Source organism: Streptomyces sp. NPDC000151 (assembly GCF_040301705.1).
Classification (GTDB): domain Bacteria; phylum Actinomycetota; class Actinomycetes; order Streptomycetales; family Streptomycetaceae; genus Streptomyces.
The window spans coordinates 13171-36588 of record NZ_JBEPFC010000045.1 but is presented as its reverse complement, the minus strand read 5'-3'; the positions used below and the strand labels follow the sequence as shown (position 1 = coordinate 36588).

The following is a 23418-nucleotide window of genomic DNA, read 5'->3' as shown; positions in this document are numbered from 1 at the left end:
GCAGGGAGAACCGGGGCGGCGGCGTGTCCTTGCACGGGAGTGCCGCCGCCTCGGCGCATTCAGAGTCAGGTCGCGGTCATCCGCCGCCAGGCCGCGTACTCCTGGCGGACGTACGGCCGGTAGCTCGGGTCCCACAGCGGGGAGTCGGGCGGGATCGGGCCGTTGCTCGTGGCGAACGGTCCGCCGCCACGTTCCCGGTCGTACTGAGCGAGCCGGTGAGCCGCCCTGGCGGCGAGGGTGCTGGCCTCCGCAATGGCCTCGGGGATGCCCTCCCCCTCGGTCTCGCGAAGGGCGAGCCGGTCCAGCAACGCGGCCTTACGGAGCCAGAACTCCCGGCTCAGCCGCATGCCGGAGGCGTGGGTAGCCACCTGGTCAGTGACCCAGGTCATTTCGGCGAGGAGGTGCGGAGCTTCGTCGTACGCGTCGATGGACGTGGTGTGTTCGTGCACGAGCGGTCCCTACAGATTGTGGACGGCGTAGACGACTGCTGCGGTGAGCTGGTTGACCTGGTGGGCGATGCCGGTGGAGGCGAGGTAGAAGCCGAACATCACGGCGATGAAGGCGGAGCCGTAGCCGAGGGTCTTGGAGCGGAGCAGGAAGATCAGGACGAGACCGAACAGGGCGACGAGGGAGACGGTGACAGCCACGAGGGCCTCCTCTGTGGGGTGAGAGGTGAAGGTCAGCGGGTGCCGGTGCGGTGGATGCGGGACGCGATGTTGAAGAGGTGGCGGCCGATCCGTATGCGCTTGCGGTCGCCGTGGCAGCGGCGGCAGAGCTTGCCCGGCCGCAGACGGCCCTTCCGGTCCTTGATGAGCTGGAAGCCGAAGCCACGGCACTTGCGGCAGTCGCCGAACGGGCTGACCGCGCAGAGCGCGGCGTAACACAGCGTGTAGCCCGTGAAGAGCGTGATAGCAGCTGAGGTGAGGGTCATCGCGGGTCCTCTCTGGCGTTTTCAGGGCACGCTCGAAGGAGGCCGCTAGCCGCTAGCGGCCTGGTCAGAGTGGAAATGGGGCGCTAGCGGGGCCGCTAACGTTAGCGAGGGTTGCTGCTAGCGCTAGCGGCCCCGGAGCGTTATCCGGCGTCGCGGTTTCCGTCACGCTCCGCGACAGCGGCGGTAATGTGGGCGCGCTCGATGCCGCGCCGGTTGACGACCTTGCCGTTGATGCGGCGGCCGATCTGGACGGTCTCGATGCCGTACGGCTTGAGCGCCGAGGTGAGCTGTTCGGCGGCCCACTCGCCGTAGACGTCCGGCCGTAGCTCCGCCAGGCGGGCCACGACGGTCTCGCTCCAGACCTTGGCTTCCTCGACCGGGATGACGCCGAGCAGATCGCGGAGCAGGTCGAAGGAGGCCACGGCGGTTTCCGGTTCCTCGCCGAGGGCGTGGCCGGAGAGGGTGCCGGCGTCTTCGCGGGCCTTGCGGGCCCGCAGCGCGATGTTGTCCGCGCCGACGCTGTCGACATAGGTGGAGGCCACGATCCGGGCATCCGCGCCTTCGCCGACGAAGTAGTGCACGCCCTTGTCGGCCCAGGAGAACATCGTGGCCCGCACCCCGCGCTTGTACGCGGAGGTGCCCAGCACCATGTCGTTCTCCAACTGCCCCATGACCTTCAGGCACCACCGGGCCGAGGCGTTCGCGCTGATGCCAGTGGGCAGGGCCTTGGCGTCCGGGCGCTGGGTGGCGAGCAGCAGCACAATCCCGGTGGCGGGGCCGCGCTTGACCAGGTCGGTCGCGATCTCCTCGAACTCGTCCTTGTATTTGGGGTGCTCGAAGAGGACCTGGCACTCATCCACCCCGACCACGATCGGGTGCAGGCCGAGCTCCTTCTTGTCCGCCAGCTCGCTGGTCACCTTCGACTCCGGGCAGATGTCCCGCGGCAGCGAGCGGATCATCTTGGTGCGACGCCGCAGCTCCTGCCGCAGTTCGCGGAAGTCGCGGATGGCGTACTCGATGACCTCGTCATCGTCGCCGGCGCCGTGGCGGTGGGAGACGCGGTCGCCGACCGGATCCAGGTCGCCGGTGCCCTTCATGTCGTAGGTGTGCAGCTCCGCCCGCGGATCCAGCGCCGCGATCAGCAGGAGCAGGCGGAGCAGGAAGGTTTTGCCCATGCGCGGGATGGCGCCGATGATGCCCGCGATGTACATGAGCGTGACCTCGACCCAGCGCCCGCGCGGATCGGTGCCGAACGGCACCGGCTTGAACAGGTCCACGCTGCCGCCTGCCAGCAGCGGCCACATGGGCTTCTTGGCCTTGGACATGTCCTGATCGCCGACCCACAGCACCAGCCGCCCGGTGTGCTCCTCGGGCACCGCCTCGGGCCACACGCAGCCCAGCGGGCGGCGCAGGCCGGAGGCGAGCTTGTCCCGCCGGTCGATGACATCGGTGACCGTCACCCCGTACGGCAGGTCACCCTCGGCCCGCCAGCCGGGGCCGTCCCGGGTGATGGGGGCGGTGAAGGCAAAGCCGTCCCGGCCCTTGGACTGGGCCTGGTTGATGGCCGGGATGCCCAGCGCTCCCAGCGCGCGCAGCACGATGTCGCTGGTGAGCTTGGGCGCCTTGGACGTCTCGACGGCGCGGGTGATGACCGGGGCGTCCGCTTCGGTGCCGGCCGCCCCCAACGCCAGTACCAGGGCGCCGAGGGAGACGGCCTGCAGCCACCCGGGCGCCAGCACGTACAAGGCGAGAGCCGTACCGAGGCCGACCAGGGAGCCGAGAAGGGCGACGAGGGTGCGCAGCCGGACGCGGCCGTCACGTTGCCGGGAGAGCTTGAGGTACTCGGCCGCGTCCTCCCGCCGCACCGCGGCCAGCCGGACCGGCTCACCCTCCTTGTCGGCCACCCACCGCATCGTCCCGCCCAGGAAGCGGGCAGTGCCGCGGGGCGATTGGAAAGCAAGCCGGACGCCATAGATGGGGGTGCGGACGCCGTGGTAGGCGGCCATGTGGCCGTAGTGCCCAGCCACCCACCGCGTCGCGGTGGTCAGCTCCTGCCGGGAGCGCAGCCAGCCGGGCAGCACCGGCCGACGCTTGGCGCCGGACAGCCGGGCCAAGAGGCCGGGGCCGGCCGGGCCAGGGCCGTCGACCGGCACCACCGCGTCCGGATCATCCGAAGCCCCGGACGCCGTACGAGCGGTACGAGCGTGGCGTGCCTTGTCCAGGTCGACGATGTCCGCGCCGCAATCGGGCTTGTCGGAATCGGACTCCTCGGAATCAGGCTCGTCGGAATCAGGCTCCAACTCCGCCTCCAGGCGGCGGAACAGTTCGTTTTCGTCCTCGTGCTTCAATGCGAATGTCCTTCCGATGCCGTGAGGGACGAGTGGGGCGGCCGGTCGCTTGGCCGTGGACGGCCGCCCCACATCAGGACGTCAGGTCAGCCAACGCCTCGCGTACAGGTGCGCGAGGGATTGGCAGTCGTGCAGCGGATCAATCAGGCGCTGAGTTCGAGCACCGCGGCGATGACGGCGTCCTCGAAGCCGTCTTCCTCGGCCAGCCGCCGGCGTGCCGCACGGATGCGATCACCGCCCCACGTCTCGCCGTGTCCGTACGACTTCGCGAGCTCGACGGGATCCGGCGTGCGGTTGTCCAACAGGACTGCGGCAGCCTCGCGTTCGGCCTTCTCCCTCTGCGCCGCACGCACTTCTCGAGGGATACGCGCCTCGTTGTTCGAGGCGCGGTCGTCAGAATTCGAGGCGCCTACGCGGCCGGCTTTCGAGGAACTTTCCGAGGCGGTCCGCGTGTGCCTCATCCGATCGCGCTCGGAGCGGGAGCGCCGTGCGGCTGCGGCCTCGCGCTTGGCCCGCTCGTTCTCCTCATGGGCTCTGGCCTCGGCTTCCGCCTTGATGCGCAGCATTTCGCGCTGGGCCTCTCGGTCACGCTCAGCGGCCTCGATCTCGGCCTGGACCCGGCGGCGCTCGGCCTCACGCCGGGCCGCTCGTTCCTCCTTTTCGCGTTCAATGCGGTCCAGTTCGCGAGCCTTCTCGATTTCTGCCTGCTTGACCTCGCGGGCGAGGCGCGCGGCGTGTTCGCGCTCCTCGCGCTCGGCCTCACGCTGTGCTTGTTCTCTTGCCAACCGGGCCTGTTCGCGAGCCTCTTCGCGCTCCGCTTCCTCGGCCCGCGCACGCTCTTCGCGGGCCTGCCGGGCACGAGCCTCGCGCTCGGCAGCTGCCGCATCCTGATGCGCCTTGATCGTGCGTTGATGCTCTGCGGTCTTCCGCGCGAGGTAAGTGCGGTACCCGGCGGACGCCTCGGCCAAGGTGATGAGGAGAAACGGTGCGACCGAGTGGAGCAGCAGCCCGCCGGCGTCGGCGTGGACCGGGATGAGACGGAAGTCGTCGTCCGGGTACAGGCTCTGCCAGCAGTTCATGATCCAGGTGGACAAGCCTGCGAACCAGCGAAGCATGAACGGCCAGCCGCTCGGCCGGTAGCCGCCTTGCTCGGCCAGCACCCCGTCGACGTACAAGACGGTCAGGAGAGCCAGCGACGCCAACGGATCGAGCATCCACGCGACCCAGCCCGGCACGTCATGCTCGGTAGCGAATCTCGTGACGTTGATGCAAGTGAACACCAGCGCCCCGAACCCGAGGACCAGCAGGGAGCGGGTCACGAGCTGCCCGGTCCTCTCCAACTGCTCGATCGCTCTTCGGGCGGCGGTGGCTTCCTGCTCCGTCACGGACCGCCCGGGAGCCGGCGACGGTACCGGTGCCGGGCTGGAGCAGTCAGTCAGGGATTCCGTCACCGTCCGCGTCCCCCTCCTCGGGCCCGCACTGGCACACCTCCTCGGTCGCGCCCTGCCCCATCCAGCAGGCGCACACCACGGTCAGCCCTCCGACGGTCACCGCCTCACCCGGAAGCAGCCGGCAGCGGTCGCACGTGCCAGCGGTCTCCGACTCGTCGGTCATGACCGCGAGGGCGGTGGAGGGGTAGTCCTGGGTGAAGTCGTAGTCCTCGTAGTCGAAGTAGCCGTTCATCAGCCGAGTCCTTCCGTCGGGGTGTGGTCGTAGTGGCCCGCGAAGGCCATGCAGCTCTGGTGGGCGGCCAGCAGATCGGGCGTTTCCGTCTCGATCGCCTCCACGGTGATGCGGGTGACGAGATCCATCAGCTCCGGCTCGTCGGCGAGGATGTCGCGCGCCGCATCCAGGCGAGCGAGGCGCTCCTCGTCGGATTCGCCCGGCACCCCGAGCCACAGCTCGGTAGGCGTGCCAATGACCAGGTCCATCGGGTCGTCGTCGACGTCCTGGAGGCTGTCGATCACATAGGCCATGAGGCTCTCCTGATCTGAATGAGTAAGCAGGGAGACCCGGGGCGGCAGTGGTGTCCTTTTGCACGGGAGTACCGCCGACCCGGCATATCTGTGCTGAGCCAGCCGCTGTTCTGCGCGAGGCAGCCGCGGCAAACCGCTCGTCGGAGACGAGTGGTCATGGCCGCCGGTGGCTCCTCGCTAGGGAGCCACCAGGGCTAAAGCCACTGGTCAGGGCACGGTCTTGCTTGCCAGGCGCCGTGCCATTCAGTTCTCAAGGAACGTCCTCTTCCAGCTGGCCCCTCGGCGTGCGACGACGTCGCCTTCCCGGGCTTCCGGCTGGTTCGGTACTGCGGGTTCGCGCGGCGCTGCCGGTGCAGGCAGGCATGGGCGAGCAGGGCAAGACGGTCATCAAGACCTCTTGTCCTCAACTCCTCTTTAGGAGTTGCTATGAACATAGGGCTCGCTCCGGTTGTCGTCAACTCCTCTTGAGGACTTATGCTGAATCCGTCCGACGGAGAGGGACGGTGAGCACCGCATGGCCAAGAAGTACGAGCGGATCGCTGACGCGCTGCGGCAGAGCATCCGTGCAGGCCAGCTGAAGCCGGGAGACCGCCTGCCGGCCGAGACCACGCTCGCGGAGCAGTACAAGACCAGCGTGCCGACGATGCGCGACGCGCTGGGAGAACTGCTCGCCGAAGGGCTGATCGACAAGCGGCACGGCGTCGGCAACTTCATCCGCGAGCCGCGGCCACGGGTGGAGCGCAGCAACCAGCGTCATCAGTGGGAAAAGAACCGCGCGCGACTCTTGGAGTCCGAGCGTCTGAAGACCGGCTCCACTGAGCACGACACCGGCCTGACCGTCTCTGATCTCGCCTTCAAGGCCACCTACCGGGAAGTGAAGGCCGACGAGGACCTGGCGGCGGTCTTCTCCGTGCCGGTCGAAACACGCCTGCTGGAACGGGAGTACCGGACCTTCCCCCGCGAAGGCGATGCACCGCTCAGCCTCGTCTGCTCGCACCTTCTCTACGACGCGGTGTCGTCGAATCCCGACCTCCTCGACGACTCCAACGAGCCGTGGCCTGGGGGTACGCAGAACCAACTGCTCACGGTCGGCATCGAGCTGGACCGCATAGTGGAGCGGATCACCGCCCGGCCTCCGACAGCAGAGGAGGCCGAGGAGCTCGGCCTCCAGAAGGGCGTCTCAGTGTTCGTTCTCCGAAAGATCTCCATCGATACCGAGGACCGAGTGGTGGAGGTCTCCGACGTGATCCTGCCCGGCGACGTCACTGAGCTGGTCTTCACGACGCCCCTGGACCGGTGGTGATGATGCCGAACATCATCACGGTCATGACGGCCGTCCATCCGCCGGCCGCCAAGTACCTCGCCGACGCCTACAAGTCGCTGACGGAGCAGGAGCTGCCCGACGGCTGGGACTGGCAGTGGGTGATCCAGGAGGACGGAGAGACGGACGAGGTTCGCCCGCACGTCCCCGATGACCCGCGCATCAGCTTCGGCCAGGGCCGCCACGGTCGCGCCGCGATGGCCCGTACTCTCGCCCTCTCGCGCGCCAAGGGCGAGTACATCAAGGTCCTCGACGCGGACGACATGCTCGCCCCCGGCGCCCTCGCCCGTGACCTGCGCGCTCTGACCAGCGACCCGTCGATCGGCTGGGCAACGGCCCGCGTCCTCGACCTGATGCCCGACGGCTCGACCGTCGGCTTCGACCAGGACCCGCCGGAGGGCCCGATCGAGCGCGGCGCCGTGCTTGAACACTGGGAGGCGCACAACTTCCGCGCCCAGGTCCACCCCGCCACCCTCTGCATCCGCCACGACCTCCTCCTGGCCCTCGGCGGCTGGATGGCCCTGCCGGCCTCGGAGGACACGGGCCTGCTGCTGGCGCTGAGCGCGGTCAGCCGCGGCTGGTTCTCCGCAGAGACTGGCCTGCTGTACCGGAAGTGGCCTGGGCAGGTCACGAGCCAGGCTGCGCACTCCGATGAGGAGGAGCGGGAGGCACGGTTCGCGGTTGTGCAGGCTCGGGCTCGGGCCCTGGCGGCTATGACGAATTGGCGTCACGGATAGGGCTGATCCACTGCAACCGAATGGTCCTGCCGGTGCGTTTCTAACCCACCGGCACTGCCCTTCCGGGGTACTCCACCACCTACTCCATGTCTCGCGCTTCTCGCATCCCAAGGGCCATACTGGAAGTTACGGCAGTTGGCACGCGAGCCCCCGCATCGCGACGCTCGTAAGACCCCGAATGAAGATCTACTGGGCATCTTCGGGCGGATGGAGCGGCAGCTAGTAGAGCGCGCGGCTTGTTCCGCCGTGGAAGGTGGTTTTGAGATGTCTGGAACGCTTCACGCGACATCGAAGGTCGACGAAAAGCATGCAAAGAGATGGGCCGACCAGCTTCGGCCGCACCTCTTTCCTGGCGAGGCCTTGGTCATGCTCTCCAAGACTTCTCACGCCAAGCCCATGGCCAATGCGCTGGCCCTCACAACGACACGCCTTATGGCGTTCGACAGTAGCGGCGGCGGCAGTACGCCAGGGCCACGGATCGAGATGATGTTGGCTGACGCCCGGGCGGCAGAGATGCGATCCCGGATGGGGAGCAAAACACTTCACCTGGTCAGCGCTGATGGTGAAGACATCTCCTTCGGCGCCATTTCGGCAGCAGATGCCGACGAGGTGTTGAAGGACGTCCAGCAGGCTATCGAGCAGGGGCCGGACGTTGAGGTGCACGACCGAGTCGAAGCCGAGCAGCAGCAGACCACTGACGCCTGGGCGAAGACTCTCCTCGTAGGAAAGAAAACCAGCCGAAAGGCGCGGAAGGTGATCGAGGAGCACTGCTCGCCCGGCGAAGCGCCATGGTTCATCCTACATTCTGCTGCCGGATCGGGCGTTCTCGCCGCATTCTCCGACCGCTGCATGATCATCAAGACCGGCGGGATGACCAGCATGATGGCCGGAAGTTTCGGCGGATCACGGATTTCCACCTTCCCCTACCAAGAGGTCACCGCCGTCGAGTACAACTCCGGCATGATCAACGGCGTTCTGGAAGTCCTCACTGCCAGCTATCAAGGGACGGCCAACAAAGACTTCTGGCGAGGCGCTCTGTCTTCGCCGAATGCCAACGCCAATAACCCATACGCCTTGAGCAACACACTTCCGTTGTCCAAGCGCGAATACGCCGCGGCCCTGAACCCTCTCAATGAAATGCGTAAAATGATCACGGAGAGGCGCCAGGTTCCCCCTTCCTCGACAGTGCCTCCAGCCCCGCTCCCCAAGTCGAACGGACTGGCCGAGGAGCTCTCCGAGCTCGTCGATCTGCACTCCTCAGGCGCTCTCACTGACGAAGAATTCACTGCGGCCAAGAAGCAGGCGATCGGCCGCCATCGCTCGTGAAGCTACTGAGCCGGCCAGCACAACAGGAGAGCGGCCGCCTTCAGGGTCGCTCTCCCACTCGCACAGCCACTGCCTATCGGCCGAGGTCAGGTTCCCTCGCGGAAGCCCACTGACGTGGGTGTGGCCCGCTTCGCGGCTTGTGCACGGTCCGTCAGACGCCCAGGGCCAAAAGGTTCGCCACTGGCCTGCGCCTCCACAGCAATAGGAGGCAGCCGACGAGAAGGAGAATGCCGGCTTCGGCGAGCGCGAGGGCGGAGGCGGCGGGGTGGATCGGCCAGGCCCAAGGCTGTGCCGTGCCACCCGGGCGGCGCCCGGCCGCTGCGCAGAAGAGCGGGAGCGCGGCGATGGCGATGGCCGCGATGCCCGGTCCGACCAGTGCCCGCAGAATCAGCGCCACGCCGAGGAACCCGATGCTGTTACGGGCCATGGAGAGCACATCGGGCCGGTCGAAGACGGCGTGGACCAAGGCGGCCAGCACGGTGATGACGAGGACGTAGGACAGGCACAGGACGAGGGTGCGCGGGCGGGCCGGCCGGACGGCGACTTCTTCGGCCATGGTGTCGCCCCGTTCGATGCCGTACAGCAGCACCACGGTGGGCAGCATGCCCAGGATCTCGCCGAAGAGGAGCTGGCCGGAGGGTCCCACGATGGTGGGTACCGGGATCGCTTCGTCCTGGGCCAGGGCGGTCAGCAGCAGGGCGGCGAGCATAGTGGCAATCACCTGCGGCACGGCCTTGGTCTTAAGCCACCAGCTCACTGCGCGCCTCCCGAGGCCTGGGCGGGCAGCTTCAGCTGGGGACGGGTGGTGCAGTCGTGCAGCGCGCGCTCGTTGCGCTGGTACCAGGTGTGCTGTTGGGCTGCGGGGACGGTGCGAATATGAGCGGCGACGGTAGCTTCCTGCTGGCCATAGCGGTTGGCGACCTCGCTCGGGGTGGCTCCCGCGGTCAACGCCAGCCAGGAGGCGAGGGGGCCGAAGGCGGCGTCGCCGGGGAAGTCACCCTTGGCGGCGCAGGCCGGCGGATTGGCGGGCAGCAGCCCGCCGGCGACGCCGAAGCGGACATTGTCGGAGGTGGGCTGCTCCCAGGAGCCGATGTACAAAGCGCCGGCGCCAGGGTGTTCTGCCATGGTGAGTCGGGCCGACACGCTCATACCAGCGTGCTGCAGGCGCTGCCGGGCATCGGCGGCGTCGCGGGTGATGGCGGTCAGGTGGCTGCGCAGCTCGGGCCAGACGCACACCTGCGGCTGGGAGCCGCTGCAGCTCAGCGCGGCGGTGGAGCGGGCATTGGTGGGCTCGGCCGGCAGGCCGTAGGCCAGCGTGCCGCTGCCCAACAGCCCGGCCACCAGTAGACCCGTGGCGCCAATGCGGACCGCTCGCTTGCCCGCGGCTGTCAGGGCGAGCCCGGCCGCCAACACGACGGCCAACGCAAGGACGGTGGCGCTGGCGATGGCACGCCAGCTGAGGGTCTGGTCCAGGGAGCAGCAGCCGTTGACGCCGCCGGTGACCATGTGGCGAAGCCACAGCGGTTCGAGGGTGGCGGGGTAGGCGGTGAGGACGAAGCTGAGGATCAGGGCGAGCGGGGCTGCGATGACCAGCGGCAGCTTGCGGCCGAGGAGGAAGCCGGCCATGGCGTTGGCTAGCACGATCACCAGCCACATCGCGGCCACGCCGAGCGGAGGCGTGCCACCGTGGGGAGCCGTTTCGGTCACGGTGAAGCCGACCGCTACGGCCATGCCGAGCAGGCCGAGGACCAGAACGGGCAAGAGCAGGGGCAAGGCGATGGCCAGGCCGGAGCGGGCCGGTGCCCAGGCGGCGATGTTGCCGCGGGTGATGCGGGAGCCTTCCCAGGCGCCGGCGGCGGCGCAGGCAGGGGTGACAAAGGGCAGGGCGAAGGCGGCCGCGCCGAAGGCGCTGGGCCAATAGCCCGCGGTGACCCCTGCGACCAGGTCATCCCGCAGCAGGAAGGCGACGAAGGCCGCCAGCAAGGGTGCGAGCCAGGCGGCGGATGAAGAACGGAGGACGGTGCGCCAGCGCATGGCCTCAGACCTCCTGTTCGATCAGCTGGGTGTAGGCGCCCTCGGCCCGGCGGGATTCGGGCACCTCGGGGTGGGCCAGGGCCAGGAAGCCGGCGGTGTCGCCCTGGAAGCGGACCTTGCCGCGGTCCAGGACCACGACGTGGTCGTAGACGGCGTCGAGGTCTTCGGTCTGGTGGGTGGAGACCACGAGGTGCACGTCGGTGAGCAGGTCGTCGACCACTTGGCGGAAGACCTTGCGCTGGGAGGGGTCCAGGCCGGCGGTGGGCTCGTCCAGGAGGACGAGTTCGCTGTGGTGTACGAGCGTCCCGGCGATGCCCATGCGCCGCAGTTGCCCCCCGGAGAGCTGGTGGCTCTTGCGGTCGGCGAGACTGCCGAGCTTCACGCGCTCCAACGCCGGGGCAGAGCGATCCCAGGCCTCACGGCGGGCCATACCCTTGAGCCAGCCGATGTAGGCCACGTTCTCCCGCACTGTCAGTCCCGGCATGGGCTTGATGTTCTGCGGGAGCCAGCCGACTGCGGATCGGTAGGCCGCGCGGTCGCGGGCGCTGTCGGGCTTGCGGCCCCGCCAGGCAACGGTCCCCCGAGTGGGAGAAAGCCAGGAGGCGGCGATGCCCATCAGCGTCGACTTACCGGCGCCGTTAGGCCCCAGCAGGACGGTAGCTCTGTGGTCAATGGTCAGGCTGAGCCTGTCGAGGACCGGCACCTTCCGGCCGTACTGGAAGGAGCATCGGGTGAACTGCAGAGACATCTCGTCCTTGCTGGTCGTGGGGGATGACGATGCCGGGCGGGGCGCCCCGCCCGGCGGTGTGTCACAGGCTGTGCGTTACCACTTGATCGTTACGGTCTTGGCGTTGAGGTGAAACGTCCCCGACCCCGAGGCACCGTTGATCTTGTCCAGAACGAAGTAGTAGTCGGCCTTGGCCCGGTCGCCCCATGAAAGCGTCGACGAACAGGCGTTGCTCTTCGATCCGTAGTTGGTGTCGGGCCCGAAGGTGTCCTTCCATACAGAGACCGTCGCGGACGCCTTGGTTCCCGGCGAGCTCGGGATCGAGCAGCCCGAGAATCTGACCGTGGTGCTGGCGCCGTCGGAGTTGGTGTCGTGCCAGCGACTGGACTCGTAACCGGTCGCCCAGTTCGAGATGTATGTGGTCTTGCTTCCTTCGGCGTGGGCCGGAATTACGCCGAAAACCATCGTGGCCACTGCGCCCGAAAGCGCAGCACATGACAGACGCGAAACGCGCATGTCCCCTCCTTGAGATTGACTTCCCCCGCACGCTGGTCAGGCGTGAGTCGATCCGTTCGACTGGGAGCCGTGTGAGCATGCAGTGATCAAGCTGTGCTCGGCAAGAAAAAATCGAACTTTTGCGCCAGTCTCCCCGCGTAGAAGTGTCCGTTTCCTGCATGCTTCGACGGCAAACCGCCATAGAGGACCAGGAGTTATGACCTGACGCGCTCCTGGCATGGATGGCCGGTTGTGTACGGTGTGGCCAGAAAACGACAGCGGAAGATCCATCGAACTGGTATTGCCCCACCGTTGGGGCAGCTGGCGGCGTTCTCTGGGCCGCCCCCGTCCGCTACACGGATGCGTCCAACCTCATCGACACCGCCGCTACGGCTCGATTAAGCCACTGCACCTTTACGGATACCGCCGGTCCACGGAGCACACCGTCAGGCCACAGACGCTTCCTTGATTGTCTCCATGACCCGAAAGGCGCCTGCGCGGAGGGTCGGACCGTGGCGGTGGCAATCGCACACGGACATCCGGAGTCGGCCTCACGCACCGGTCGAGGCGTACTTCGGATGTGGTGACGGGCCCCTACCCGCAGGCCCCGCCACATGGACCGACCAACTCTCAGAGCAACTCTTCAGCGTCCATCCGAGAGAAGATCAGCTCGCTCTCGTCGGTGACAGGGCCACGCCAGCGAGTCGGCACTTGGACACCACGGTGCAGGGCGACCGGATAGCTGCCGGCCGCGTAGTCATTGGCCAGCCGGTACACGTTGAACCCTCGCTTGGTGAACGTCTCCAGCAGCTCGTCGGCGGACTGTCCCAGCTCGGCCATCCGCTGCGGCGTGACCTCTATGGCCAGCTCGACATCGGGGCGAAGCTGGTCGAGGACAGGTTCCAGACCCCGGACGGCGGCCCCTTCGGCGCCCTCGACGTCGATCTTGATGACGCGCGCCTTGGCGAGCTCCTCCGCCGTCAACACATCGGACAGAGGCAGGGCTTGGGCCTCGAACGTGGACTCCGCTTCGCCGGTGTACGGGACGATGCTGTTCGCGCCCATGTTGTGCGAGCTCGCGAGGATGAAGGTCAGCACCTCGTCCCGGTCGGAGATCGCGGCGTTGACGGCGCGCAGATTGGTGCAGTTGTTGGCCTCGGCCTGGTCCACGAGGACGCTGTGGAACCTCGGCGATGCCTCGATGGCCACGACCTTGCCGCTCTCCCCCACCAGATGCGAGGCGAGCAAACTGTAGTAGCCGATGTTCGCCCCGACATCCACGAAGGTGTCCCCGAGCTTGAGCCGGCTCTCAAGCCATTGCGTCAGGTGTGGCTCCCACACCCCGAAGAGGTAGATGTACCGCTGGATGAGGTCCTGCGTGTCCGTCGTGAAGGTGGCGCCGAAGCGGGTCCGGGCCTGGCGGACCACGGGGTGGTCCCGCAGCTCAGCGTTCAGGTAGTTGTCGAGCACGGCAGGCTTGCCGAGGGTGCCCGGTGCGTAACGCACGTACCAGCGCGCCAGGTCCCGCTTTAACCGATGAAGGGCAGCAGTCACGCCGGCTCCCGAGTGTGGTGGATGTCTGCGGGCAGCGGTCCTACGCGCGGTCGATCGGGACCTCGTACACGATCTCGCAGTGTGCGGCGGGAAGGATGATGTCAGCGGTTTCCACCGGCCGACCGTCCTCCGCCATGTACGTGCGCTGGATATGGGTGACCAAGGAGCTACGCGGCACCCCCCAGCAGGGTCGCTTCCGCGTCGGTGGCCTTTCTCGGCTCCGGCTGTTCGACGGCGTGCGTGATCACGACGCCGATCTCCGCCATCCGCTGCACGACGCCACGGCCGGCGTGCGGGCCGCCCTCGGGGAGTACAACGATGGTGCCGCCCGTGATGTCGTACGGCTCCCAGCTCGTCGACAGCTGCACCGGCTTTCCGTCCGCCAGGAACTCGTACTCCGTACGGACGCACAGGTCACCTTCGGGGATGCCGAGGCGCGCCGCGATGTCTGCCGGAGCCGGCACCTTCGCCTCGGTCCGGTGTTCCCAAGATCCGCGCTTACCAAGACCCGCCATGTCCGCCCGGAACGGCGAACCGTCGCGCTGCTCGCGGCACCAGGAGCGGACCATGCGAAGGCGGTCACGAGGCTCCGCCACGTACGTCCCTGATCCCGCGCGGCCTTCGAGTAGGCCCTGAGCGATGAGCAGTTCCTGTGCGCGACGGACGACGTTTTCGCCCACCTCGTACTCGCTGCCGATCTGCGCGCGGGAGGGCAGCCGGTCACCAGGCGACCATTCGCCGCTCGTGATGCGTTGCCGGAGGCGGTCGGCGACGGCGAGATAAGGCGGCTGCTCAGACATATGGCAAATCTAGTCCACTAGCTCTAGGCTAGTTAACTAGCTTCACGGTGGGTAATTTCGTTGCGACGGAGGAGACGTGCCTGCACCTGCATCCCGAGCGCAGGACATCGCGGCACGCCTTGCAGCCGCCGGCTACGAGCCGCGACTGTCCCGCCGCCCCGGCCGCATCCGCATCGAGGTCAGCGTGCCGGAAGCACCATCCGAGGCGAGCTGGCGATTCTTGCTGACCGCCTTAGAACGCGCCGACCGGTTCGGCCTTGAAGGAGGAGCCGACGGGCTCAGTGCCTGGGCGGTCATCTGGATCGTTCCGCATCCGCATGGTCGCGCGGGCCCTGATGAAGCGCCCCGCCGAAAGACGTACGGGCCGCCGCAACCCCGCGAAGACCGGCCCGGCCAAGTCGACGAGAGCAGGCCGTAGGGAGCCGCACACATGACTGGCAGAACGATCCCGGCCGCCGAGCCATCGCACCTCCCGAGAGGAGAACGAGCGCGTTGACCGGACCCCGCCCCCGATCGGAAGTACCGGAGTGGTGCCGCCCATTGAACCCGAGCGAGGAAATGGTGATTGTGGATGGCTAAGCGGTACGAGGTGATTGCTGCGGACATCCGCCGGCAGATCCAGGACGGCTCGCTCCCCGCCGGCTCGCGCCTGCCCGCGGAGACTGCCCTCGCCAGGGCGCACAAGGTGGGCTTGCCCACGGTGCGTCAGGCGCTCGGCGCCCTGCAGGCCGAAGGGCTGATCGAGAAGCACCACGGACGTGGAAGCTTCGTCCGGGCGTCGGGGACTCGGATCGAGTACGCCAATGACAGGCGGAGCAGGCGGCTCGCCGGCCCCGCTCCGGATATCGACGTGGTTGTCACCTGCTGCGAAATGAAAGCCACGGCAGAGCTTGCCGCTCGCTTGAACGTGAAGCCGCGGACGAGCCTGCTGGAATTCAGCTACCGCGGTCGGCGCCAGGAGGACGGGAGCCCATGCAGCCTGGTGCGTTCGTACCTGGTGTACGACATGGTGGCAGCGATACCGATGGCGCCGGTCGTTTCCGTCGGCGATGGCTCACCATGGGGCGACGCGTACGAGGGATGGCTCATCAACGCCGGCATTGAACTGGACCACGTCACCGAACGAGTCGGAGCCCGGCCGCCAACGGCAGACGAGGCCAGGATGCTGGGAATCTTCCCCGGCATCTCCGTCCTGGCCATCCAGCGGACATCCGTCGATACCGCGGGGCGAGTCGTTGAGGTCGCGGATCTGCTGTTGTCCGGGGACCGCATTGCAGCGGTCTACAGGACACAGGCGCCGGTCGCGGCCCACCTGCTCGGCTGAGCTTGAGCTGCTGTCCAGTCGTTCACTCACGCGCTCCGCTCGCCTCGTGCCACCACGTGGCTTCCTGGACACCATTTCGAGCGGCGAGGTAGGCCGTGGCCATGCCCTTGTCTTCTTCAGCCGTGGTGTTCGGAACCGATCGGTTCTTGGTTGTCGGTCGGCCTGGCGACTGGTCAGCGCTTCCACGTTCCAACAAGAGTGCGTAAAGGCGGACTACGGTCCGGAACGGATGAAGGGGCCGCGCCGCCGGACAGTGACGGGGCGGCCCCTTCGACCTCTGGGGGAGGTTTCAGGCAAGCGGCCAGGCCGCCTGAAGCCTGATCAGTCGTCGTCGCTGTCGTTGTCGTGGTCGTCCTGGTCGACGTGCTGGTTGAGGACCTTGCCGCTGGCAGCGTCAATGGTGACGTCGTGGCTCTTGTGGTCCTTGCCGAGGACGTCGACCTCCCAGACGGTGGAACCGTTGCGGTCGTTGTCGTCGAGGCCATAGGAGACGACGGTGCCGGGGACGGCCTTCAGGGCCTTGGCGGTGGCCTTGTCGTGGCCGATCTTGTCGGCCTTGACCTGAACCTGGGTCTCGGCGGCGTCCTGGGCGGCGTCGTCGTCGCGGTCGGTGTGCTTGTTCAGGACCTTGCCGTTGCCGGCGTCGATAGTGACGTCGTGGTTCTTGTGGTCCTTGCCGAGGACGTCGACCTCCCAGATGAGGGAGCCATTGCTGTCCGCGTTGTCGAGTTCGGCGGAGGTCGCGGTGCCGGGGACGGCCTTGAGGGCCTTGGCGGTGGCCTCGGACTCGCTGATCTTGTCGGCCTTGACCTGGGCGCGGTCCTTGGCGGTGTCGTCCAAGTGGCGCTCGCTCTGGGAGAGCTTGACCGAGGAGTGCGGGGCCGGGGCATCGTCGTTCGCGAAGGCGGTCGCGGCACCCGTGCCGCCGATCAGTGCGACGGCGGCGGCCGTGGCGAGGACGACGGCGCGGGGGACGAGCGTGCGCTTGGCGTTGGCCTGCATGGGGACGTTCCTCCGGAGCGTGGTGCGGTCGGTTCCGCCGGCGGGCCTTGTCGCGCCCTTCCGACGTTGATCACAGTGCCGAACGGAACCTGAACACAGCCTGAAGGGCGCTGAAGCGCTCTTCAGGTTCCGGTCCCGGGACGAGTGAAAGGGCCGCCCCGCCGGACAGTGTCGGTATGGCGCCAGTCCTTCTGCGTAACACCCGAAGATCAAGCACAAACTGAGCGGGGCGGCCAGAACCTGCAGGCGGTCGCACCGATCCAAGAGGCCGGTACGACCGCCTTCCACTGTCTCCCGGGCCGCTACTTGTCGAAGTCGAGATCCAGCATCCTGATCGCATTGCCGCGAAGCAGCTTGTACGTCACATCCGGCGGCAGGCCGGCGACGTGGTCGGCAGCGACCTGCTTGGTGTGCGGCCAGGTCGAGTCCACGTGCGGGTAGTCGGTCTCGAAGGTCGCGTTGTCCACGCCGACGGACTCCAGCGAGGCGACGCCGTGCTTGTCGCGGAAGAAGCAGCAGAAGATCTGGCGGTAGTAGTACGTCGACGGAGGCTCGGGGATCAGGTCCCGTACACCGCCCCAGGCCCGGTGCTCCTGCCATACGTCGTCCGCGCGCTCCAGGGCGTACGGCACCCAGCCCATCTGCCCCTCGGCGTAAGCGAGCTTGAGCCTCGGGAACTTCACCAGGACCCCGCTGAACAGGAAGTCCATCATCGAGGCCATCGCGTTGTTGAAGCTGAGCGACGCCTCCACCGCCGGCGGCGCGTCCGGCGAAGCGGCAGGCATCTGCGACGACGAGCCGATGTGCATGCACACCGCCGTGCCCGTCTCCTCGCAAGCGGCGAAGAACGGATCCCAGTAACCGGAGTGGATGCTCGGTAGCCCGAGGTACGTAGGGATCTCGCTGAAGGTCACGGCCCGCACGCCCCTCGCGGCGTTCCGGCGGATCTCCTGGACCGCGAGGTCGACGTCCCAGAGCGGGATGAGGCACAGGGGGATCAGCCGGCCACCGCTGTCACCGCACCACTCCTCCACCATCCAGTCGTTGTACGCACGGACGCAGGCCAGCCCCACTTCGAGATCGCTGGCCTCGGCGAACGTCTGGCCGCAGAAGCGCGGAAAGGTGGGGAAGCACAAGGAGGCCTCGACATGGTTCATCTCCATGTCCTCGATCCGGGCCTTCGGGTCCCAGCAGCCCTTGCGCATCTGTTCACGGGTGATGCCTTCCAAGGTCATCTCGTCCCGTGAGAAGCCCACCGCGGCAATGATCCGCTTGTACGGGAACAGGTTCCCCTCGTACTCCCACCAGTCCGCCAGCGGGCCGTCCGGGTCCGTCGTGAACCGGTACTTGCTCGCGACCCGCTCCAGCCCCCCGATTCCGGCGGTCATGGGCTTCGGTCCGCGGTCCCGGTACTTCGCCGGCAACCAGGTCTGGAAGAGGTGGGCGGGCTCAATCACGTGGTCGTCCACGCTGATGATCATCGGTACGTCGGCAGTGTCGTTCGCCTGGCCAGTCACAGAGCCCTCCCGAGGGTCAATCGGTCACCGATCTGACGGCCCGTCAGGTGGAGGGTATAGACGACCCCTGCAAGCAACAAGAGGCGAGCGGGCCCCCTTCGTCGACCTTCACCGACAAGCAAGGCGACGACCCCGGCGCGGACGCCAAGCCTTCGACCGATTGTGTAGCGCGCCACCTCCTCGCACTCTAAGCTAGTTAACTAGATTTACGCCAGGTGATCACACCTGGTGGTGGCATCGCTGTGCCCTCCTGCGCCGACGCGCACCCGAGCCTGCGCTCCAGGCCCTGCGCTGATCCGAACGGGCACTCCACATGCCGACAAACACACAGCCCCCGCGACCGCGTGACCGGTCCGGGGGCATGGCCAACCTGAGAGCAGGTCGTCATGCCACACCGTATCGCCGGATTCTTCGTTGCGGTCCTGCGCCGGTTACTGCCGGCGCCCGGTAGGCACCGAACCGCGGCCGCATGCCCGGGGGCGAGCCCTTACCGCACCCACCACCCCCGACCTCAACACATCAGCGGCGAGGTACACCAGGTTCACCAGCAAGCAGAGCTGACCTGGGACCTCCCTCTCGTCCGTCCGTACCTACTCGCTCACGAACGACAGCAGGAAGAACGTCGTCGGCTCGCCGCGTCCTCACTCGACGCGTGGTGGAAAGGCCAGTACGTCGCGGAGGTGACCGCATGAATCAGACCCACGTGGTCCGGCTGCTGCCGTGGTCCCGAGCGGACGGCAAGCCCTGTTACCTCAGCACGGACAACAGCAATGGGTACCTGTGGCAGCTGGCCGACAACATGGAAGCGATACAGCTCGGCATGGGTGCCGGGCTCATCGAGCACGCTGAGCAGGTCCTCAGCGCCCCCAAGGTGACCCTCGAAGAGGTCCGCTACCTCGCCAACCGCCTGGTCGAGTCCCTTGCCGACACGCTGCGGATCGCGGAGAGCCGTGGTGAGCGCCTCCAGGCATCGGCACCGGACGGCAAGAGCGATGGGGAGGGAGAGGACGGCGATGGTCCGTCGCTGCCGACGGATGCATTCGGATGATCCGAGCTGCGGAGTGCCGACCTGGGTGAGGATCTGCCTTGCTGTGGACGAGTTCCCGCGCGGACGGGAGAGCGGGCGACCGCACACCTCACCGCACCCCACCCCGAGGCTCCTGAAGAAGGTCCGAGCAAGTTGGGCCCGCGCCCTACTTGAAGCCGATCACGTAGCACTGCACGGCAGGCTCACAGAGGCCGTGCGCGGCTGACGGTGGGCCATCTACCTCGCGGGATGGACCCGAGCTCCGCGCGAAAGTCCGGCTCGCCGTGAACACACCTCGGGCGAGCCGGACTTTCGCGTACCGCAGCACCCACATGCGCCGACAGCCAACCCCTTGCGCCCCCAACAGCGATGCGCTGAACTGACGCCCCGTCAGGTCATGCGCCTGGCTGACGACGCGGGAGGTGCGCACAGTGCAGACGATCTGGTTCAGCGGTGCCGAGTGGCTCGCCGTGCTACGCATCGGGCTCGGGTTGTGGTGGCTGGAGAGCTGGCGACACAAGGACAAGAAGGAATGGTTCAAGGGCGGCGGTGTGACATGGGCGGCGGGCATCGCCGCGAAGCACCGCTGGCCCTTCGTGCGCAGCAGCTTCGATCGCCTGGTCAAGCCGTATCCGCGGGTGATGGCGTACGTCGTCGCCTACGCCGAGCTCGCCCTCGGGCTCGGCCTCATCCTCGGCTTCCTCACGCCCATCGCGCTCGCTGCCGGCTTCGTCCTGAACCTCATCTACCTCGTGCTCATGATCCACGACTGGGCTGAGCAGGGACAGAACTTGATGATGGCGCTGATTTCGCTGGTCGCCCTGTTCTCCATGAGCTGGCAGGTCTGGTCAGTGGACAAGGCATTCAGGCTCTTCATGTAACGCGAGTCATGTAGCGCGACGGGCTCGGCGTGGCCGCGCCGGTCAGTCGATGACCCCGAGCGCGGTGTCCGGCCGGCAGTACGGGCAAGCGCCGATTCCCTGCGCGAGGGCATGAAGGGCCTGCTCCCTAGAGAGGCCGGCCCCCTTCCCCATCCCGCAGTCACCGAGGTGTACGTACACGGGCGCAGCGTCGCGGCCACCAAGACGCTCACGCTCAAGCTTCCACTCGGGCGGTGGCGGCACCTCGTGCTGCGGTTGCACCGTCTGCCGTTCCTCTTCCTGCTCGATCCACCGCCGCGTCTGATCGAGCTGCTGCAGCTGGACCCGCTGCAGGAAGCGCAGCAGCTCCAGGCGAGACGGCAGTCGGTCGTTCATAAGTTCGATTTTAGACGGGCTGAGTGCGCCGATCATGGCGAGGGGCGGCTGTCCTGCGCCATCGAGCCTTGAGCGCGTGACCCTGAAGTTTGAGCGGTAGCTCGTTGGCGGTCTCAGAGCCGACACTGTCAGGGATCTCAAGATTCACATGGAAGACCGTGCGATCTCCTGGTGGTTCCGGACACATCCCGTCCCCACTCCGCCGGCCTCGGCGGTTATCGGCGGAACCGGCGGGACTGGCCGCGCAGCTTGGGCATCCAGCTCGGCCCCCAGGTCATGATGGTCGCCGTCGCGGCCAAGCTGCCGAGTACCACGAGGAAGGCGCCCGGATAGAGGTGGTTCACCCAGCATGGTGCCCACTCGCTGGTGCAGGGCTTCGAGGAGGTCCTCCTTCCGGGGATCGCGCGGGAGACGGCCATCCCGCTCACCACGGCCACGGCCGCCCACGCGATACCGGCCACGGCCCATCGAGGCGAACGCTCACCCTCGGCCGAGTTGACCCGGCGAAAGGAGCGCTTGGCGGCCGTGAACGTGATCGGCAGCAGCACGCCGACGGTGACGCCGAATCCGATGCCGGTAGCCGGCCAGTACACGGCCAGATCCCACAGCTCGTCACCGAGCCACAGCGATACCGCAAGGAATCCGACGAGGGCTATGACCGCAGCGACCTGCTTGGCGTTCTTCTTCCGGCTCGCCTCGGAACGGTTCATCAGCGGGTCCTCTCGGTGGTCTTGCGCGTGCGGTCGGTGCATGGCCATGGCCTCGGTGAGCCCTCGAGCGCCGGGTTGGTCATAGGTCATCGCTCAGCTCAGCTGCGTGGGCCCCGTAGATTCCCAGCGGAACGGCCGCACGGGCGCCACCAGCTCCAAACGGACACCCAGCAAGAGGCGAGAGACCGCCGAACTTGTCCGCCGCCTTCGAAGAACCTCCGGTCAAACGCCACAGCGCCCGGATTTGCGTACGGCGCACGCTGCCGCGAGCTCCCCCACTGTCACCCCTGACGCCCCAGCACGTCATGCCACTCCAACTTCGGTGGCACAAACCTAATGATCACCACGGCACGCCGGCAATGATCAAGGTTCGATGACGCGGGGCAGCGGCCCCCTGTACGCCCGCCGTGCCGCTGCTCCCTGATTCGCGATGCGGGACGTCTCTGGCCGATACACCTCACCCAAGCCACTCGACATCCCTTTCCAGCCATCAACGAACCGCGTTGTCGCGATCATGCCTAAGATCCTCAACACATCAAGATGAGTGTTGGGTCTGAAGCATGAGTGCTGGGTCGGGGGGCGCCGTGGGAGCCGGCGAGCAGCTAGTAACGATCGCCGCTGTACTGCTCGGTGCGCTGACGTCGTACGTCGGGAGCTACCTGTCCGAGCGGAACCGCACCAGGTACGAGCTGCTGACGAGGTGGGACGACAGGAAGCTCACCGCGTACGAGGGCTACATCGACCGGATGAGGGCGGTCATCTTCCTGGCCGTCCAGCTCTACGAGGACCGAGAGGGCATCCGCGCAGCGGACAAGACGCAGGAAGAGATGCTCGTGGAGCATCTGGAAGCGAGCCGTCTGAGAGGACGCTCCTTCGAGCGGATCATGCTCCTCGGAGGCGACGACGTCATAGAGGCGGCCCACGAGCTCAACGCCATCGCCCAGGAGATCGACTGGCAGGCGACGGGCAAGACCGAGGGAACCTTGGAGGAGTGGCGCAGCCGACACCGCTCCGTGTTCCGCGCGATCAACAACTTCCACGAAGCAGCCCGCACAGACCTCGGCGTCCAGGGCAACGCGACTGGCGAGAAGCATCCTGAGCGGGACCTTCTACTTCCCCCGGCGCGCTCCGAAGACGACAACAGGGCATGAGCCCTCTCAGCTCGCCAGCCCACCCAACCGAGACAGTCCGCCACAAAGCTGCCGACTCGTCTCGACGCCCCCGATACCGGCCGTCAGTGCAATAGCCAGGCTGAGTAACTACCTTCTTTTGCGAGTTCAAGGCGGCTCGCTCCGCTCATCGCGCGCCGCCCGGCCCCCGGCCCGGCCTGCGCTCCTGTCTACGCCCCGCTCCAGACCAGCCAGCGCCCGTACCGCACGCACAGCATGCATCCACCTGACGCCAGAGCTGGGCTACGTCGTGGCAGGGGCGGTCGACTCCACGGCTTTAGACAGCCACTTTGGGGCGAGCCTCTACGATCACGGCCCCCAACGTCGTGCTTTACCGGGCAGGTCCACAGACTGCCCGACGCGCCGCAAGCTTGCGGGGCCGTGATCACTCGCCCCCAAGCAGCCTCACCCCAAAGCTGCTCCATCGACCTCGTTACTGTGTGCGCCTCTCAAGAACGACAGCCGTCGCCAGAGCCATTGGCGAAGCCAACTCAGGGACGTAGTAGGCGGCAGTAAACATGCCCACCGCCACTGCCCAGCGGGCAGCTCGCTGACGCTTCGGCTTGTTCCACCAAACCGTGCGAGAGCGCCAGACCACTCCCGCCGACGAAACCTTCTTGGACAACGATTCCTCCTCAGGCTGAACCCGCCTCTCAGCACCACGCGGTCACGCAGCGCTGTGGGCCTGACCGTTCCACCGCGCTGCCGGAGCTTGAAGAGAACAGGGACTACTCAGCTGGGGCTGACAACTAGGCTGGTGGTCAGGGTCGTTGTCCGAGAGGTCCATGTCGGACCTGCCAGGACTGAGTACCAAACGAGGCCGGGGGTGCATGTGACTGGAGACAGCCCAGCTCAAACGCTGCAAGAGGAACTCAGGTCACTTGAGCGACGGGCTCAGTCCGTCCGTAAGGGGCAAGGGCGAGCATGGACTCGGAATGCGGCCGTTCAGCTTTCAGGGCTTTCAAAGCAAACAGTAAGCGGCTGGTTCAGCAAAACGAGTCCGAGGATTCCCAAGAATTCTGATGACCTCTGGAAATTGGTAGCGACCTACAGCTCTTGGGCGAATGAACAGCTGCGTCGCGCCTTCTGGAATGACCTCTGGGAGGCGGCCGCCAGGGTCAATAATAAGGGATCATTAGTAACCCTAGGTCAGAAAATAAAGCA

23 protein-coding genes and 1 pseudogene are annotated in these 23418 nt (G+C 67.0%); 7 read left to right on the top strand and 17 right to left on the bottom strand.

Features of this window, described 5'->3' with window-relative positions; translation table 11 throughout:
- Positions 1-65 precede the first annotated feature (65 nt).
- From ABT381_RS15635 to ABT381_RS15605, 7 genes are all read right to left on the bottom strand, one after another.
- A complete protein-coding gene (locus ABT381_RS15635; RefSeq protein WP_351593504.1) occupies positions 66-449 on the bottom strand; it encodes a hypothetical protein in 384 nt (127 codons plus the stop codon).
- A 9-nt stretch (positions 450-458) separates the two neighbouring features.
- Positions 459-647 (bottom strand): hypothetical protein, encoded by a 189-nt coding sequence (locus ABT381_RS15630; RefSeq protein WP_351593501.1) that lies wholly within the window; start codon positions 645-647, stop codon positions 459-461.
- A gap of 32 nt (positions 648-679) precedes the next feature.
- Positions 680-931, bottom strand: a complete 252-nt coding sequence (locus ABT381_RS15625) for a hypothetical protein (RefSeq protein ID WP_351593499.1) — start codon at positions 929-931, stop codon at positions 680-682.
- A 140-nt stretch (positions 932-1071) separates the two neighbouring features.
- Positions 1072-3279 (bottom strand): cell division protein FtsK, encoded by a 2208-nt coding sequence (locus ABT381_RS15620; RefSeq protein ID WP_351593497.1) that lies wholly within the window; start codon positions 3277-3279, stop codon positions 1072-1074.
- A 143-nt stretch (positions 3280-3422) separates the two neighbouring features.
- Complete coding sequence (locus tag ABT381_RS15615; RefSeq protein ID WP_351593494.1) at positions 3423-4664, bottom strand: hypothetical protein; 1242 nt, start codon at positions 4662-4664, stop codon at positions 3423-3425.
- Positions 4665-4710: 46 nt separating this feature from the next.
- Positions 4711-4962, bottom strand: a complete 252-nt coding sequence (locus ABT381_RS15610) for a hypothetical protein (protein ID WP_351593492.1) — start codon at positions 4960-4962, stop codon at positions 4711-4713.
- Positions 4962-5255, bottom strand: coding sequence for a hypothetical protein (locus ABT381_RS15605; RefSeq protein WP_351593489.1), 294 nt, complete (start codon positions 5253-5255; stop codon positions 4962-4964). Before ABT381_RS15605 ends, ABT381_RS15610 begins: the two co-directional genes overlap by 1 nt.
- A 514-nt stretch (positions 5256-5769) precedes the next feature.
- Here ABT381_RS15605 and ABT381_RS15600 point away from each other — a divergent pair.
- From ABT381_RS15600 to ABT381_RS15590, 3 genes are all read left to right on the top strand, one after another.
- Positions 5770-6558 carry a GntR family transcriptional regulator gene (locus tag ABT381_RS15600; protein ID WP_351593486.1) on the top strand — a complete coding sequence of 263 codons (789 nt, stop codon included), beginning with the start codon at positions 5770-5772 and terminating at the stop codon, positions 6556-6558.
- A 2-nt stretch (positions 6559-6560) separates the two neighbouring features.
- Complete coding sequence (locus tag ABT381_RS15595; protein WP_351593484.1) at positions 6561-7313, top strand: glycosyltransferase family 2 protein; 753 nt, start codon at positions 6561-6563, stop codon at positions 7311-7313.
- 135 nt (positions 7314-7448) lie between these two features.
- Complete coding sequence (locus ABT381_RS15590) at positions 7449-8639, top strand: SHOCT domain-containing protein (RefSeq protein WP_351593482.1); 1191 nt, start codon at positions 7449-7451, stop codon at positions 8637-8639.
- Positions 8640-8790: 151 nt separating this feature from the next.
- On the opposite strand, the gene ABT381_RS15585 is transcribed toward ABT381_RS15590, so the two are convergent.
- From ABT381_RS15585 to ABT381_RS15560, 6 genes and pseudogenes are all read right to left on the bottom strand, one after another.
- Entirely contained in the window at positions 8791-9396 is a 606-nt protein-coding gene (locus ABT381_RS15585; RefSeq protein ID WP_351593479.1) for a hypothetical protein, read from the bottom strand.
- Positions 9393-10673 (bottom strand): DUF7224 domain-containing protein, encoded by a 1281-nt coding sequence (locus tag ABT381_RS15580; protein ID WP_351593477.1) that lies wholly within the window; start codon positions 10671-10673, stop codon positions 9393-9395. The genes ABT381_RS15585 and ABT381_RS15580 overlap by 4 nt, the downstream gene beginning before the upstream one ends.
- Positions 10674-10677: 4 nt before the next feature.
- Positions 10678-11421, bottom strand: coding sequence for an ATP-binding cassette domain-containing protein (locus ABT381_RS15575; protein WP_351593475.1), 744 nt, complete (start codon positions 11419-11421; stop codon positions 10678-10680).
- A gap of 75 nt (positions 11422-11496) precedes the next feature.
- Positions 11497-11916: a hypothetical protein gene (locus tag ABT381_RS15570; protein ID WP_351593472.1), complete on the bottom strand. Its 420-nt coding sequence runs from the start codon at positions 11914-11916 to the stop codon at positions 11497-11499.
- A 609-nt stretch (positions 11917-12525) separates the two neighbouring features.
- Positions 12526-13449 (bottom strand): FkbM family methyltransferase, encoded by a 924-nt coding sequence (locus ABT381_RS15565; protein ID WP_351593469.1) that lies wholly within the window; start codon positions 13447-13449, stop codon positions 12526-12528.
- A gap of 40 nt (positions 13450-13489) precedes the next feature.
- Positions 13490-14249, bottom strand: a pseudogene (locus tag ABT381_RS15560) (GntR family transcriptional regulator).
- Positions 14250-14820: 571 nt separating this feature from the next.
- On the opposite strand from ABT381_RS15560, the gene ABT381_RS15555 reads away from it, so the two are divergent.
- Complete coding sequence (locus tag ABT381_RS15555) at positions 14821-15573, top strand: GntR family transcriptional regulator (protein WP_351593466.1); 753 nt, start codon at positions 14821-14823, stop codon at positions 15571-15573.
- Between the two features lie 321 nt (positions 15574-15894).
- Here ABT381_RS15555 and ABT381_RS15550 read toward each other — a convergent pair whose 3' ends face one another.
- Positions 15895-16575, bottom strand: coding sequence for a PepSY domain-containing protein (locus tag ABT381_RS15550; protein ID WP_351593464.1), 681 nt, complete (start codon positions 16573-16575; stop codon positions 15895-15897).
- Positions 16576-16877: 302 nt separating this feature from the next.
- Positions 16878-18056, bottom strand: a complete 1179-nt coding sequence (locus ABT381_RS15545) for an amidohydrolase family protein (RefSeq protein ID WP_351593527.1) — start codon at positions 18054-18056, stop codon at positions 16878-16880.
- A gap of 724 nt (positions 18057-18780) precedes the next feature.
- Between ABT381_RS15545 and ABT381_RS15540 the strand changes: the two genes are divergently transcribed.
- Together ABT381_RS15540 and ABT381_RS15535 are read left to right on the top strand one after the other, a co-directional pair.
- Positions 18781-19140 carry a hypothetical protein gene (locus tag ABT381_RS15540; protein ID WP_351593461.1) on the top strand — a complete coding sequence of 120 codons (360 nt, stop codon included), beginning with the start codon at positions 18781-18783 and terminating at the stop codon, positions 19138-19140.
- Between the two features lie 410 nt (positions 19141-19550).
- Positions 19551-20000 (top strand): DoxX family membrane protein, encoded by a 450-nt coding sequence (locus ABT381_RS15535; protein ID WP_351593458.1) that lies wholly within the window; start codon positions 19551-19553, stop codon positions 19998-20000.
- A gap of 42 nt (positions 20001-20042) precedes the next feature.
- Here the strand turns inward: ABT381_RS15535 and ABT381_RS15530 are convergent, their stop codons facing one another.
- Together ABT381_RS15530 and ABT381_RS15525 are read right to left on the bottom strand one after the other, a co-directional pair.
- Positions 20043-20375 carry a DUF6233 domain-containing protein gene (locus ABT381_RS15530; protein WP_351593455.1) on the bottom strand — a complete coding sequence of 111 codons (333 nt, stop codon included), beginning with the start codon at positions 20373-20375 and terminating at the stop codon, positions 20043-20045.
- Between the two features lie 215 nt (positions 20376-20590).
- A complete protein-coding gene (locus tag ABT381_RS15525) occupies positions 20591-21085 on the bottom strand; it encodes a hypothetical protein (RefSeq protein ID WP_351593452.1) in 495 nt (164 codons plus the stop codon).
- A 560-nt stretch (positions 21086-21645) separates the two neighbouring features.
- Here ABT381_RS15525 and ABT381_RS15520 point away from each other — a divergent pair.
- Positions 21646-22236 carry a hypothetical protein gene (locus ABT381_RS15520; RefSeq protein WP_351593449.1) on the top strand — a complete coding sequence of 197 codons (591 nt, stop codon included), beginning with the start codon at positions 21646-21648 and terminating at the stop codon, positions 22234-22236.
- Positions 22237-23418 lie beyond the last annotated feature (1182 nt).